Genomic DNA, 14,557 nt, shown 5'->3' on the forward strand with positions numbered 1-14,557 from the left:
AGGAAGAGCCGGAATCAGGTACAGGGCTGTTATGTGAGATAACATCCCTTGCCTGATTCCGGCTCTTCCTGCAGCAACGGCGTGCACGCCTCGCTGCAAACGTTTAACTACGATAATATACACCATTCTAATTTGTATGTGCTGTTTACATGAAGCTTGCTATCATTTTCCATCTAGCTGACACAGCCAGCGGTCATCCGCTGGCCAGTAACGTCACACGGCCGCTCTCGCCCTTGTTAGTAAAGTCGATAGCGGGCGGGGAGCCGGGTGGGAGATGCGCAGGTATAAGCGGGAGAGGCGGAGAATCCTTTCCGTAGCCCTTATCCTGCGGGATGTAAGCCGCTATCGGCGCGCATTCCGCAGGGTTAGGGATACGTGAAATAGTCGGAGCCTCGGACGCATCGGAGCAGATGCCACCCGGCTCCCTGTCCGCAGCCACTTTACTCAAACCCACATTTATAGGTCCGCATGTTCCGCCACGTATTTCTTAAAATCTGTTACGGCTGGCGCCTGGTATACATCTTTCAGTGTTGCCATGTAAAAGAGCCGTTCCCAGGCGGGGTGCAGGATATGGATGATATGTACGGGCATATAACCTAGTATCTCCATCCGGGGGACTACGGCTATGCCGAATCCTGCTCCTACGAGGCCGGCAACCGCCTGATCTTCTTCCAGCGAATAGACGATATCCGGCCGTCCGCCGCATTCTTCAAATAGATGATCGATAATGGGGCGAAGGCCGCTGCGCTTGGAAAATACGATTTGCGGATAGGCCAGCGTCTCTTCCAGATTTATCTCATGGCGGCTGGAGAGAGGGTGGTCTTCCGGTACGATTACAACGAGCTCCTGCCTGGCAATCGGTGTAAATTCTATGGATGGTTCATTTTCCATGAGCGAACAGAATGCGACGTCGTATCTGCGTTCCTTTACACCTTGTATGATATCCGGCGTGAGGCCGGTGGATGCATGAAAGTAAAAATCGATGTTCTTTTCCGGCCGGGTTTCCAGAAAGCCACGGACGAACTGGGGAACTACAGAGGTGCTCAGCGTGCGCAGGAGAGCCACATCGATACGCCCTTCCCCGGAACCGGTCATCTGAAGTTTGTTGATGCTGGAATCCAGCATGCCAAGCGCTTGCTCCACATCGGTGAGGAATGCCTGCCCGCACTTGGTTAGGACGACATTGCGCCCTTCCTTCTCAAACAGCTTTACTCCGAGCTCTTTTTCCAGAGAGGAGATGGCATGGCTCAGGCTTGGCTGAGTGATGGCGAGGATTTCCGCAGCTTTCGTATAATGTTCCAGATGGGCCAGAGTAACAAAATATCTGAGATGGTACAGATTCATATACTGCTCCTTTCGTCTTTTTTCGACATGTCCACATTCTAACATAATCTATAAACAAAATCTATGAATTCGGCTATTATTACCAATTTGTTTTTAATTTAACGATAGAATATAATGAAACCATAGTAAAAGTAACAAGATTGAACGGCAGAAACAAAAAAATCATGTTCAATTTTAACAATGGAAGGAGAATGTATTATGTCAAAAAAATATCCAATCACAATCAGTTCCTGGACACTGGGAGACCAATGCAGATTTGAAGAGCGCGTTATCGCTGCCAAGGAGGCAGGATATGAAGGAATCGGCCTGAGGGCAGAGACATATGTAGATGCGTTGAATGAAGGGCTTTATGATGATGATATCATGGCAATCCTTGAGAAGCACGGAATGAAGGTTACGGAAGTGGAGTATATCGTGCAGTGGGCAGAAGATAACCGTTCATATGAGCAGAAGTACAAAGAGCAGATGTGTTTCCATATGTGCGACTTGTTCGGTGTAAACCATATCAACTGTGGTCTCATGGAAAACTATTCCGTAGAGCATACGGCGCAGAAGCTGAAAGAACTCTGCCACAGAGCGGGAAAACGGATTATCGGGGTTGAACCGATGCCATACAGCGGTATCCCTGATTTGAAAAAAGGATGGGAAGTAGTGAAGGCAAGCGGATGTGAAAATGCGATGCTCATTCTTGACACATGGCACTGGGTACGTGCCGACCAGCCGTATGATATCCTCACAGAAGAGATTGCAAAGAAGGTTATCTCTATCCAGATCAATGATGCGTACGACAGGCCATATGCCAAGACGATTCTGAGAGATGAGTCCATGCACGACAGGCTGGCGCCAGGGACAGGAGCCAAAGATACGGCGGGATTCGTCAAGATGATCAGGGATGCAGGTATTGAACCGGCAGTTGTGGGCGTGGAAGTCATATCAGACGAAATACTTGCAAGAGGCATAAAAGAAGCGGCGGTTCATACATACGACAACACGGTGAAGGTACTAAAAGAGACATGGCCGGAAGCAGCAGAAGCGTAATCCATTCAGTGAAAGATAAGAGAGAGGGAAAAATATGAGATTTGACAATATGTTTTCACCAATACAGATTGGTCCAATGACAGTAAAAAACCGCTTCGTGGTCCCGCCCATGGGCAATAATTTCGCCAATACGGACGGAACGTGGAGCGGACAGTCTGCGGCATATTACGCAGAACGGGCGAAGGGACAGTTTGGCCTTATCACGATAGAGGCCACGGTAGTCCACGAGGGGGCAAAAGGCGGCCCGAGAAAGCCCTGCCTTTATAATGACAACAGCATCGAGAGCCTGAAGAAAATCGTGGATGCCTGCCACGCGGAAGGAGCGAAAGTATCTGTACAGCTTCAGAACGCAGGACCGGAAGGAAATGCAAAAAATGCGGGTGCTCCGATTCAGGCGGCTACGGCTATCCCGTCAACGGTCGGGAGAGACACGCCGCAGGAAGTGCCGACAGCCCAGGTATATGAACTCGTAAAAGGATACGGAGCGGCTGCCAGGCGTGCAATGCAGGCGGGGGTTGATGCGGTGGAAATCCATATGGCACACGGTTATCTTGTGAATACATTCATCTCCCAACGGTCCAACAAAAGAGTAGATGAGTTCGGCGGCAGCTTCGAAAACAGGATGAGATTCCCGCGCCTGATTATTGAAGAGGTGAAGAAGAACGTAGGGGATAAGGTGGCTATACTGGCCCGCATCAACAGTGCGGACGAAGTGCCTGGCGGCGTTGATGTGCACGACAGTGCGGCGATAGCGGCTTATCTGGAAGGGTGCGGGGTACAATGTCTCCACGTCTCCCGTGCGGTACATATCAAAGATGAGTATATGTGGGCGCCGACGACGGTCCATGCAGGATTCTCGGCAGAGCTGGTGACAGAGATTAAAAAGGCAGTTACTATCCCTGTTATAACAGTAGGACGATTTACGGAACCTCAGTACGCGGAACTGCTCGTGAAGGAAGGACGCGCAGACCTGGTTGCGTTCGGACGGCAGTCGCTTGCAGACCCGCATATGCCTGAAAAAGCGATGCAGGAACGTCTGGAGGACATGATACCATGTATCGCCTGTCTGCAGGGCTGTGTCGCCAACATGTATAAAGGAGAGCCTATCTGCTGTCTGACGAACCCGTTCCTCGGACATGAGGCGCAAGGATACCCCAAAGCAGAAAAAGCAAAGAAAGTCATGGTTATCGGCGGCGGAGTTGCAGGACTTTGTGCGGCATTTATCTGCGCGGAGAGAGGACACGAGGTTACGCTGTATGAAAGCACTGCTAAACTTGGCGGCAATATGAGGCTGGCGGCCTATCCTCCGGGCAAAGGTGATATTACAGGTATGATCCGCAGCTACATCGTAAGATGTGAAAAGGCCGGAGTAAAAGTGCGGATGAATACAGCGGCAGATATGGAGACGGTGAAGGCGGAGAAGCCGGATGCAGTCATAGTGGCAACCGGCTCCAAGACATTGATTCTTCCAATCGAAGGAATCGACAATCCGGCCATCATCCATGGCTCTGACCTGCTGGACGGCAGGCGCCAGGCAGGAGAGAAGGTGCTTGTTGTCGGCGGCGGAATGGTAGGATGCGAGATAGCAGCGTTCCTTGGCGAACAGCAGCACAAGGTAAGCATCATCGAATTCCGGGATACGATGGGAGCCGATATGATATCCGAGCACAGAAAATATGTGATGAAGGATTTTGAGGAGTATAAAGTAGAACAGATTGTCAACGCAAAAGTATGCAAGTTCTATGACGATGGCGTGGAATATGAATCGCCGGACGGCGAAAGGCATGAAGCAAGAGGGTTCGATTCGGTCATCCTTTCCATGGGATTCAGAAATTATAATCCTTTTGCGGAGCAGCTAGAGGAACTCGGGCAGGAAGTATATGTAATAGGGGACGCCACAAGGGCACGCAGGGCATTGGATGCGACAAAGGAAGCGTATGCGGCTGCGATACAGGTTTAGGCAGAATATTTGGAGGGAAATAAGATGGAAAAGAGAATATCAGGACATACAGGTTTGATGGCATTGTTCGGAACTCCGGTAGGGCATTCAGGATCTCCGGCCATGTATAACTTCAGCTTCCAGCATGACGGTCTGGACTATGCCTATATGGCATTTGATGTAAATGTAGAGCAGATGCCCAAGGTGTTTGAAGCTATACGGCTTCTGAACATGAGAGGCGGAAACTTTACGATGCCGTGTAAGAATGTGGCGGCGGAGCTTGTGGATAAATTGTCTCCGGCGGCAGAGATTATCGGTGCATGCAACGTATTTGTCAATGACGGAGGCGTGATTACAGGCCATGTCACGGACGGCGTCGGCTTTGTAAAGAACCTGGAACTAAACGGCGTCAGCGTGAAGGGGAAAAGGACGGTCATACTTGGCGCCGGCGGTGCGGCTACGGCGATACAGGTACAGCTTGCGCTTGACGGGGCAAAGGAAGTGAAGATTTTTAATCCTAAGGATGACTTCTTCGTAAGGGCAGAGGGAACGAAGGCTAAGCTGGCCGAAAAGTGTCCCGACTGTGCTGTCACGGTGGAAGATCTGGAAGACAAGGAAAAGCTTGCAGAGGCGGTGAACAGCTGCGATATCGTAATCAATGCGACAATTATGGGCATGGAACCATACGATGACGTGTCTCTTATCGATAAGTCATTGTACCGTAAGGACCTCATAGTTGCTGATACCGTATATAGCCCTGAGAAGACGAAGATGATACTGGAGGCAGAAGAAGCCGGCTGCATGGCAATCGGTGGTAAAGGGATGCTGGAGCAGCAGGGAGCTGTGAACTACGAACTTTTTGTCGGAAAGAAGATGCCCCTTGCGGAGTACCAGAAATTCCAGAAAGAGAATAAGTAATCATCCGTTGTATGGATGAAAAGAATAGGAGAATGAGGATGAAAGCTAAGAAGTATATTCTATCATTGGTGACAGTCTATATGTGCTACTTCACACATGGAATCCAGGCGATAATTCTGTCACAGAACAAAGTAAACTTCTTCACGCAGTGGGGGTACACGGATGAAGTGGCCGGGGCGGCGGCAGTGTCGCTTGCGATTACGGCGACCGGGTTCGGCAAGTTCCTGACCGTATGGCTCGGCGGTGAAGTATCGGATAAGATTGGACGGAAGAAGATGGCGGTTGCCGGAGGCATCCTGTATATCGTCTGCTTTGCAGGGCTGCTGTTTTCCACAAACTTTACAGTTGCATGCGTATGTGCATTCCTCGCAGGCGTGGCTACATCCGGATTCTGGGATGCATCCCTGTATCCGGCAGTGCAGGAGGCCGCTCCGAAGTATGCGGGTTCCGCGCTTATCGGAATCAAAGCATTTGTGTCAGTATCAGGTATCATTTATCCGCTTATGGCTGTTCACTTTTCTTCCTCAGGCAACTGGAAGATAAATGTGTGGATTCCGTTGATTCTGTCCGTGGTATGTGTTATCCTTGCGGTAATCGCGCCATTCGTATATGACGATCAGATGAAAGAGACGGTGAAGACTGCGGACGGTAAGACGACGAATGCGGCACAGGCTGAAATTGATGCGGCTAAGGCGCGGATGAAGACGAAGCCGGGCGGGCTTGTAAATTTTGTCACAATGTTTTACGGTTTCCTCTGCATGTTTATCATGTACGGTGCACAGCAGTATACAAAGGCGTTCGGCATGACCAACTGCGGTCTGACAGAAATGCAGGCGGCAGGCATGACATCCATCTATACGGCAGGCTCCATCATTGCGGTCGTATTCTGGGCTATCATGATGGGCAAGCTGAAATGGAATCCGCTGAAGGTCGTGCTCATCGATTCGGCATTTACGGCGGCAGCGCTTGCAATCGTTCTCCTTGTCAAGAACGTAGGTGTCGTCTATGTGGCAATTGCCCTTCTTGGCTTCTTCGCCGCAGGAGGCGCGCTCCAGACAGGACTCGGCGTCCGCCAGGAGATGTGTCCGGGGCCGAAGGGAAGGAATACCGGTATCTACTATACGTGGATGGGGCTGGCAAGCTGCTTCCTTCCATACATCGTATCCGCGATGACGAAATCTATCGGCGAGACATCTGCAATCTATACGATGATGGCACTGCTTCTTGTGGCGGCTGTCGTGGCTGTAGTAATGATGGCTTATCTGACAGTACAGTATAAGAAGATCTTTGGCAGCAATCCGTTAGGCAGACAGGAGGCATAAAGATACTTCTTGGAGCTCTGCTCTTAAAACGAGAGCAGAGTTTCTTGCAGGCAGGTATTGTTTGTCTATTAACGAACGATATCTGCTGTAGAATGATAAATGAGGAGGCTGCACATATGAGTGCAAGAAGAGAAAGAAATCCGAAAGAACTCCCTTATATCCCGCTGGGTCCGTTCCAGTGGAGAATCCCGGGGCTGCACTACCGTATTGAATATGTAGAGTTTTTCCAGGGCTTGATTCTGGGTGCGACCGCGCTCAGTTCAATTCCATACCTGACCGACTATCTCGGCATACCGTATGAACTGGCATGGAGCTGTGTCATCATAGAGGTATTCATGTATATGCTTCACGGCTGGCTCGGAGACCCTGTCGTACCGGGCTGGATTACACCGACCCTGCCGTTTACGCTGGCATTTATCAGCGGATTCGACAAAGGGCCGCAGAGGATCCAGGCTATGATTGCGGTGCAGCTGCTGGTGGCGTTTGTATTTCTCTTTATGGGTGTGACAAAGCTGGCAGACAAGTTCGTGCGCAGCGTTCCTACATCCATCAAGGGGGGAATCCTTCTGGCTGCGCCGATTACTGTCATACAGGGACAGCTTGAGAAGGGGAGCCAGCTCCTGACCGCCCCTGTGGCTACGCTGGCGGGAACGCTGCTGCTTGCCTTCCTGAGCTTTTCTCCATTTTGTGAGAAAAAGAGGGGGAAGATAAAGCTGCTGGATATTATGGCGAAGTATGGAAACCTGTTCCCGTATCTTATCGCGATGCTGCTCGGTGTAATGCTCGGAGAGCTTGCAAAACCAACGCTGGAACTAGGAAGTATAATCCGAATTCCGGATTTTGGAAAGATTTTTCAGACAGTCAGCGTATTTTCCGTCGGTTTTCCGCCTCTGTCTATGTTTATACAGGCGCTGCCTCTCGCATTGATCTGTTACGTGCTGGCGTTCGGCGACTTCGTAACGTCTGAGACACTCGTAAAGGAGGCACAGGAGAGCAGAGATGACGAGCATATAGATTTCAATTCGAGCCGTTCTAACCTGATCAGCGGCCTGCGTAATCTTATCCTCGCAATATTTGCGCCCTTCCCCCCGCTGGCCGGGCCTCTCTGGGTCGGCATGACGGTGTCTGTAGCCGTGCGGTATAAGGAAGGTAAGAAGGCCATGAAGTCACTGATCGGGGGGATGAGCTCCTTCCGTATGGCAACATTTCTCAGCGTGATCCTCGTACCTGTCGTGTCATTCATGAAGCCGATCATGGGAGTAGGCTCTGCGATTACGCTGCTGTTCCAGGCATATGTTTGTGCCAGGATTGGCATGGAATACTGCAAATCGAATACGGACAGAAGCATAGCCGGCATCATGGCCGCGGTGCTGGCGTTCAAAGGTTCCGCGTGGGCGCTGCTCGTAGGCTTTGCACTGAACTTCCTGCTGTCTAACATGGAATTCCAGAAGAAGAAGCTAGGGGTGCCGACAACGGCCGAACTGGAAGTGATAGAAAAATCGAAGGAAGAAGAGATAAAAGCGCTCGCGGCTCAGAAATACATAGAAAATTAATCGGAATATTACCCCCTTGTAATGCATACACTTGTATCAGCATAACAAGGGGGTATTCACAATGAACACGTTTCAGCTGTACAAAGATATACAAGCCAGGACAAACGGAGAAATATACATAGGAGTCGTAGGGCCGGTGCGTACCGGAAAATCTACATTTATCAAACGTTTCATGGATGTGCTGGTACTCCCGCATATGGAGGATGAGCATGGAAAGTCGCGGACAAAGGATGAGCTGCCCCAGTCGGCCTCGGGCAGAACGATTATGACGACAGAGCCCAAGTTCGTGCCCAAGGAAGCGGCGGAAATCAAGCTGTCGGACGACGCATCTGTAAAGGTGCGCCTCATAGACTGCGTGGGCTATATGGTAGAAGGCGCGTCGGGACATATCGAGGGCGGAGAGGAACGGCAGGTTAAGACGCCGTGGTTTGATTATGAGATACCATTTACCAAGGCGGCAACCATCGGGACGAGGAAAGTCATACATGACCATGCAACCATTGGGATTGTCGTGACGACGGACGGCAGCATCGGAGATATCGAGCGGCAGGGATATCGGGAGGCAGAGGAAAAGACGATCCGGGAGCTGCAGAGCATCGGCAAGCCATTTATCGTGCTGGTGAATTCCAGGAAGCCATATGGGGACGAGGCGAGAGATACTGCACAGGAGCTGGAGCAGCAGTATGGCGTGAAGGCCATGCCGGTGAACTGCGAACAGCTCAAAGAAGATGACATCTACCAGATTATGGAAGCGGTGCTGTTTGAATTTCCGGTATCGGAAGTACAGTTCTATATACCGAAGTGGGTGGAGATGCTTCCGAGAGACCACCGCATCAAGCAGGATATGCTGGAACATATCCGGTCGGTGATGGATGGCTTCGGAGAGATCAAAGACGCGGCGGCCGGGCTTGAAAAGCCGGAAAGCCCTTACATAGATGACATGAAGGTAGACCATATAGAGATGGATACTGGATGCGTGAAGGTGAGAATAGATATCGCCGACAAATTCTATTACGAGATGCTGAGCGAACTGACAGGCACGCCGATTGCAGGCCAGTATGAGCTTATCGCAGCGATGAAGAACCTGTCGGAACTCAAGGAGGAATACGAAGGGGTGAAGGATGCATTTGCCGCAGTCCGCATGAAAGGATACGGTGTCGTCAGTCCGAAGAAAGAAGAGATAACACTGGAAGAGCCGGTCATCATCAAGCAGGGCAACAAGTTTGGAGTCAAGATCCACTCAGAGGCACCGTCCATCCATCTGATACGGGCTAATATAGAGACGGAGATTGCCCCTATCGTCGGAAGCGAGCAGCAGGCGGAAGACCTGGTACGCTACATCAAAGAAGCCGGAGAGGAAGAAGGAGGAATCTGGAACACGAACATCTTCGGCAAATCCATCGAAGACCTGGTGATGGACGGCATGCAGAATAAGATGGCTGTCATCAATGACGAAAGCCAGGTGAAACTGCAGGACACGATGCAAAAAATCGTAAATGACAGCAACGGAGGACTTGTCTGCATCATCATATAAATAGTCAGATAATTTAAAGAATTTTGAAAGGGGTCAGACCCCTGCGCTATGCAGGGGTCTGACCCCTTTCAAAAAATACAGTCAGGGGTGGAACTTGACTGTATTTTTATGTTATACTTTTCTGGAGACTGCGCGCAGCGCAATCCATTTTTTGTGATGGGAGTTTTGTATATGAATATGAAGATACTGAGGCAGCTCGGGATTATTCTGGCACTCTGCCTGGCGGCGGAATTTATCGTATCCATGCTGCCGATTGCCTTCCCGAGCAGCGTGACAGCTATTCTGATATTGGCGGCCCTGCTCGGCCTCAAGCTGTTGCAGGAGGGACATATCCAGGAGACTGCGGACTTTATGCTGTCTAATATGGCAATCGTGTTCGTGCCGGTATCTATCGGTATGGTGGAGGATATCGGACTTCTTAAGGGCCGGATGAAGGGTTTCCTCATCGTCGTATGTGTCTCGCTTGTGCTGACGTTCCTCGGCACATACGTTACGGTAAGAATCGTTCAGATATGTATGGAAAGGCTGGCGGGGAAAGGGGGTGTGTCCGATGAGTGACCTGTGGGCAAACCCTTTGTTTGGAATCTTTCTTACGGTCATTACTTTCTATATAGGAGACTGGACGGCGAAGAAGGTAAAGTCACCGGTGGCCAATCCGCTGCTTATCGCTATGGTGCTCTGTGTGGCGGTGCTTAAGATTCTGCACATACCGTATAAGGACTATATGGAGGGGGGACAGTTCATCTCTCTGTTCCTGGTACCGGCAACAGCGATGATCGGACTGTCCATTTATCGGCAGAGGAAGGTGCTGAAGCAGCAGTTCTTTCCAATTGTCATCGGATGCCTTGCCGGCAGCCTGATATCGATGGGAAGCACGATACTGCTGTGCAGGCTGCTGGCGCTGCACCAGGATATGCTGGCATCGCTGCTTCCAAAGTCCGTGACGACCGCGATAGCGCTGGATTTGTCAGACCAGCTTGGCGGGCTTAGATCTGTCACTATGATGGCGGTAATCATATGTGGAACAGGAGGAGCAATCATACATCCGTTCCTCATTCGGCTGCTGAAGCTGAGAGACCCGGTAGCCACAGGAGTGGCATTCGGCACCGCAAGCCACGCCATAGGAACGGCGAAGGCGATAGAGATGGGTGAAGTGGAAGGAGCTGTGAGCGGTGTATCGATGGGGATTGCAGGAATATGCACCGTAATCGTTGCATTATTTTTATAAAAGCGTTAATATTTTACTATATGACTACGTTAAGAGAAAATATGGAGGTACAGTATGAAAGTTGCAATCATAACAGCGAGTACAGGGATATACAAAGGGTTAAAAGAAGATGCGGGCGGACAGATCGTAAAGAAAATTGTAGAAGATGCCGGACACAGCATCGTGTTTATGAAGGCGCTTCCAAGCGACCGCAAGGTGTTATCCACTGTCATGCAGAGGATGGCGGACGCCCATCTGACCGACTTGATACTCACCACAGGAGGTGCCGGGTGCGCGCCGCATGACTGTACGCCGGAGGCGACGATGGATGTCGTGGACAGGCCGATTCCCGGTATTCCGGAAGCGATGCGCGCATTTACGATGCAGGTGACAAAGCGGTCTATGCTGAACCGGAGCGCGGCCGGAATCAGGGGAGACGTGCTCATCGTCAATCTGCCCGGAAATGCAAAAGCGGTAAAGCAGTGTCTGGATTATCTGCTGCCGGAGATTACCCACGCGGTAGAAGTCATAAAAGGAGAATAGCACGATTATATGAAAATTACTTATATGTATCACAGTGGATTTGTCCTGGAACTTGAAACGGTTGTCCTTGTCTTTGACTATTACAGGGGAGAGCTCCCGCTTCTGCCAAAAGAGAAAAGCGTATATGTGTTTTCCAGCCATGCACATCCGGATCACTTTCAGAAGAAGATATTCAGTTGGGCCGGAACGTACAGCGGAATAACGTATATATTATCGGATGACATTAAAGCGGACGGACAGGCGGAGCGTATCATCTATGCAGGTCCCAGGCAGGAGCTCCGGGCAGACGGCTTGCATATCAGGACGTTCCGGTCAACAGATGAAGGCGTTGCCTTTCTCGTCTGCGCGGAAGGAAAGACGATATATCATGCAGGAGATCTGAACTGGTGGCACTGGGAAGAAGAAGGCCCCGCATATAATGAAATGATGCGGAGGAATTACCAGCACGAGATTGGCAAGCTGGAAGGAAAAGATATAGATGTGGCATTTGTCCCGCTGGATCCGCGCCAGGAAGAACAGTATTACTGGGGGCTGGACTATTTCATGAAGCATACGCACACGAAATATGTATTTCCTATGCATATGTGGGACAAATACGATGTATATGAACGGCTGATGGAGAATGAGGAGGCTGCAGGCTATAGGGACAAGGTCATGCATATTACAGAAGATGGACAGACATTTGAAATTTAGGAGAGAGATAATATGCACGTAAAAATATATACGGACGGAGCAGCAAGGGGGAATCCGGACGGTCCGGGAGGTTACGGCACAGTCCTGGAATATACGGATTCCAGAGGCGTGCTGCACACAAAAGAACTTTCAAAGGGGTATAAGAAGACGACAAACAACCGCATGGAGCTTATGGCTGCCATCGCCGGCCTGGAAGCGCTGAACCGGCCGTGTGAGATAGAGCTGTACTCTGATTCGAAATATGTGGTAGACGCGTTCAACCAGCACTGGATTGACGGGTGGCTGAAAAAAGGATGGAAGCGCGGTAAGAATGAGCCAGTCAAGAACGTGGATCTCTGGCAGAGGCTGCTGAAGGCGAAAGAGCCTCACAAGGTTACGTTCATCTGGGTAAAAGGGCATGACGGGCATCCGCAGAATGAACGGTGCGATACGCTTGCAACCGCTGCGGCGGATGGAGATGGACTTATCGTGGATGAGGGTATCTGACAGACGTGTACCTTTACAATATGAAAAGAGTATGGTAAAGTATGAGATGCAAGTAAGACAGGTAATCGCAGCTGCGAAGGCCGAAAGGCTGCAGGTGAGGAAAGTCCGGGCTTCACAGGGCAGGATGCCGGATAACGTCCGGTGGAGGCGACTCCAAGGCCAGTGCAACAGAAATGTACCGCCCAGTTCATCTGGGTAAGGTTGGAAGGGCAGTGTAAGAGACTACCGCCTCCCTGGCAACAGGGAGGGCACATGTAAACCCCATCCGAAGCAAGACCGGATAAAGGCATTGTGGCGGCCCGCCACGCCTTAGGTAGGTTGCTGGAACCTGCTGGCGACAGCAGGTCTAGATAGATGATTACCCAACGACATAACCCGGCTTATCGTCTTGCTTGCCTATGGACGTGGTATCTAATTACCATGTCTTTTTGTGATTTATCCCCCATCGCCTGCAGCGGGGGCTTAGACTTCAGCAGGTTGACGATATAGAGAAGAAGGACGAATCTGGAGGAACATTTATGGCAGCAGAGCGTGTGGTAAAATTATTGGAAAAGCAGTCGTTTACATATGAAATACGGGACTGTGAGAGAGAATTTGAAAGTACGGAAGATTCTATGAAGCTGCTCGGCATACCGGCAGAGCGGATCGCCAAGACGCTTGTGTTCGCAGCTCCGATTGGCGCTAATGTAATCATCTTGTCGGGAGACGCGAAGATAGATTCCGGCAGATATGAGAAGCAGTTCAAAGTAAAAAGGGTCGTACCTGATGAAGAAGACCTGATGGATTACACAGGCTGCAGGCCAGGAGCGGTAAGCCCGATAGCCCTTCCTGGAAAAAGGGCCAAGGTATATATGGACATATCCATCAAGCGATTCATGGAAGAATATGTGTATACGTCAGGAGGTACCGGAAACAGTGCGGTCGGTATTACCGGCCGGGACTTATATGAGGTGACGGGGTGCAGGCAATGGATAGATATCTGCAGCGGATGGAAGAGAGAGGAGGACGAACAATGAAGAATATCGTAGTGATAACAGGAAGCCCTCGAAAGAACGGCAACAGTGAAAAGATGGCCAATGCGTTTATCAGAGGCGCGGGAAGCAAAGGACACAAGCTTACGACTATCAGTGCGGCAGAGCTCAACATCCAGGGATGCCGTGCATGCGAAGGCTGTTATAAGACCGGGAACCCATGCGTGTATGCAGATGATTTCAATCATATTGCACCGGTCCTGCTGAAGGCAGATGTCATCGTGTTTGCAACCCCCCTTTACTGGTTTACTTTCCCGGAGCAGATAAAGGCTGTCATAGACCGGTTTTACGCGCTCCTGAGAGGGGAGGCCCCTTTCAAAGGGACGAAGGAATGCGCGCTGCTCGTCTGCGGTGCAGATAAGAAAGAAGCATTTGCCGGTATCGTGAAGACATATGAGATTATGGCAGATTATCTAGAGTGGAATGACAGAGGATGCGTGATAGCAGAAAATGTAAGCGAGAAAGGGGATGTCGACAAGACAGGCGTCCTGGAAGAGATCCGGCGCCTCGGCGAGGCAATCTAAATGTGGGTTTAAGTAAAGTGGCTGCGGACTGGGAGCCGGGTGGCAGATGCTTCGATGCGTCCGAGGCTCCGACTGATTCACGTATCCCTAACCATGCGGAATGCGCGCCGATAGCGGCTTACATCCCGCAGGATAAGGGCTACGGAAAGGATTCTCCGCCTCTCCCGCTTACACCTGCGCATCTCCCACCCGGCTCCCCGCCCGCTATCTACTTCACTTAACAAGGGCGAGAGTGGCTGTGTAACGTTACTGGGCAGCGGATGAACGATGGCTGCGTTAGCTAGATGGAAAATGATAGCAAGCTTAGTGCATACAGCACAAACAGTTTAGAACGTTGTATATTATCGTAGTTAAACTCTTGCAGCGAGGCGTGCACGCCGTTGCTGCAAGAAGAGCCGGAGTCAGGCAAGGAATGTTATCTCACA

The 14,557-nt window shown here is 50.6% G+C and carries 15 protein-coding genes and 1 other RNA gene; 14 read left to right on the plus strand and 2 right to left on the minus strand.

The annotated features are described in order from the left end of the window. Positions 1–193: 193 nt before the first annotated feature. Entirely contained in the window at positions 194–454 is a 261-nt protein-coding gene (locus tag HMPREF0980_RS18950; protein ID WP_147629832.1) for a hypothetical protein, read from the minus strand. 2 nt (positions 455–456) lie between these two features. Next, positions 457–1,344, minus strand: coding sequence for a LysR family transcriptional regulator (locus HMPREF0980_RS13700; protein WP_049729652.1), 888 nt, complete (start codon positions 1,342–1,344; stop codon positions 457–459). Between the two features lie 198 nt (positions 1,345–1,542). On the opposite strand from HMPREF0980_RS13700, the gene HMPREF0980_RS13705 reads away from it, so the two are divergent. From HMPREF0980_RS13705 to HMPREF0980_RS13765, 14 genes are all read left to right on the plus strand, one after another. Then, the gene (locus HMPREF0980_RS13705; protein WP_084002791.1) at positions 1,543–2,382 is read left to right on the plus strand and encodes a sugar phosphate isomerase/epimerase family protein; all 840 of its coding nucleotides are present in this window, start codon (positions 1,543–1,545) and stop codon (positions 2,380–2,382) included. 34 nt (positions 2,383–2,416) lie between these two features. Beyond that, a complete protein-coding gene (locus HMPREF0980_RS13710) occupies positions 2,417–4,342 on the plus strand; it encodes an oxidoreductase (protein WP_049729654.1) in 1,926 nt (641 codons plus the stop codon). Positions 4,343–4,366: 24 nt separating this feature from the next. Beyond that, positions 4,367–5,239 carry a shikimate dehydrogenase gene (locus tag HMPREF0980_RS13715; protein ID WP_049729655.1) on the plus strand — a complete coding sequence of 291 codons (873 nt, stop codon included), beginning with the start codon at positions 4,367–4,369 and terminating at the stop codon, positions 5,237–5,239. 38 nt (positions 5,240–5,277) lie between these two features. Next, positions 5,278–6,561 (plus strand): MFS transporter, encoded by a 1,284-nt coding sequence (locus HMPREF0980_RS13720; RefSeq protein ID WP_049729656.1) that lies wholly within the window; start codon positions 5,278–5,280, stop codon positions 6,559–6,561. A 116-nt stretch (positions 6,562–6,677) separates the two neighbouring features. Beyond that, the gene (locus HMPREF0980_RS13725; protein WP_049729657.1) at positions 6,678–8,114 is read left to right on the plus strand and encodes a hypothetical protein; all 1,437 of its coding nucleotides are present in this window, start codon (positions 6,678–6,680) and stop codon (positions 8,112–8,114) included. 61 nt (positions 8,115–8,175) lie between these two features. Continuing rightward, positions 8,176–9,648, plus strand: coding sequence for a stage IV sporulation protein A (gene spoIVA, locus HMPREF0980_RS13730; protein ID WP_049729658.1), 1,473 nt, complete (start codon positions 8,176–8,178; stop codon positions 9,646–9,648). A 171-nt stretch (positions 9,649–9,819) separates the two neighbouring features. Further along, positions 9,820–10,206 carry a CidA/LrgA family protein gene (locus HMPREF0980_RS13735; RefSeq protein WP_049729659.1) on the plus strand — a complete coding sequence of 129 codons (387 nt, stop codon included), beginning with the start codon at positions 9,820–9,822 and terminating at the stop codon, positions 10,204–10,206. Then, positions 10,199–10,876, plus strand: coding sequence for an LrgB family protein (locus tag HMPREF0980_RS13740; RefSeq protein ID WP_049729660.1), 678 nt, complete (start codon positions 10,199–10,201; stop codon positions 10,874–10,876). The genes HMPREF0980_RS13735 and HMPREF0980_RS13740 overlap by 8 nt, the downstream gene beginning before the upstream one ends. Before the next feature lie 54 nt (positions 10,877–10,930). Further along, entirely contained in the window at positions 10,931–11,398 is a 468-nt protein-coding gene (locus HMPREF0980_RS13745; RefSeq protein WP_049729661.1) for a MogA/MoaB family molybdenum cofactor biosynthesis protein, read from the plus strand. 9 nt (positions 11,399–11,407) lie between these two features. Continuing rightward, positions 11,408–12,091, plus strand: a complete 684-nt coding sequence (locus tag HMPREF0980_RS13750) for an MBL fold metallo-hydrolase (RefSeq protein ID WP_049729662.1) — start codon at positions 11,408–11,410, stop codon at positions 12,089–12,091. Between the two features lie 12 nt (positions 12,092–12,103). Next, the gene (rnhA, locus tag HMPREF0980_RS13755; protein ID WP_049729663.1) at positions 12,104–12,577 is read left to right on the plus strand and encodes a ribonuclease HI; all 474 of its coding nucleotides are present in this window, start codon (positions 12,104–12,106) and stop codon (positions 12,575–12,577) included. A gap of 49 nt (positions 12,578–12,626) precedes the next feature. After that, positions 12,627–12,976: RNase P RNA component class A (gene rnpB / locus HMPREF0980_RS18410), an RNA gene on the plus strand. A 119-nt stretch (positions 12,977–13,095) separates the two neighbouring features. Further along, positions 13,096–13,593 (plus strand): aminoacyl-tRNA deacylase, encoded by a 498-nt coding sequence (locus HMPREF0980_RS13760; protein ID WP_049729664.1) that lies wholly within the window; start codon positions 13,096–13,098, stop codon positions 13,591–13,593. Further along, positions 13,590–14,132: a flavodoxin family protein gene (locus tag HMPREF0980_RS13765; RefSeq protein ID WP_049729665.1), complete on the plus strand. Its 543-nt coding sequence runs from the start codon at positions 13,590–13,592 to the stop codon at positions 14,130–14,132. Before HMPREF0980_RS13760 ends, HMPREF0980_RS13765 begins: the two co-directional genes overlap by 4 nt. Positions 14,133–14,557 lie beyond the last annotated feature (425 nt).

This window comes from Dorea sp. D27 (assembly GCF_001185345.1).
Lineage (GTDB): Bacteria > Bacillota > Clostridia > Lachnospirales > Lachnospiraceae > Extibacter.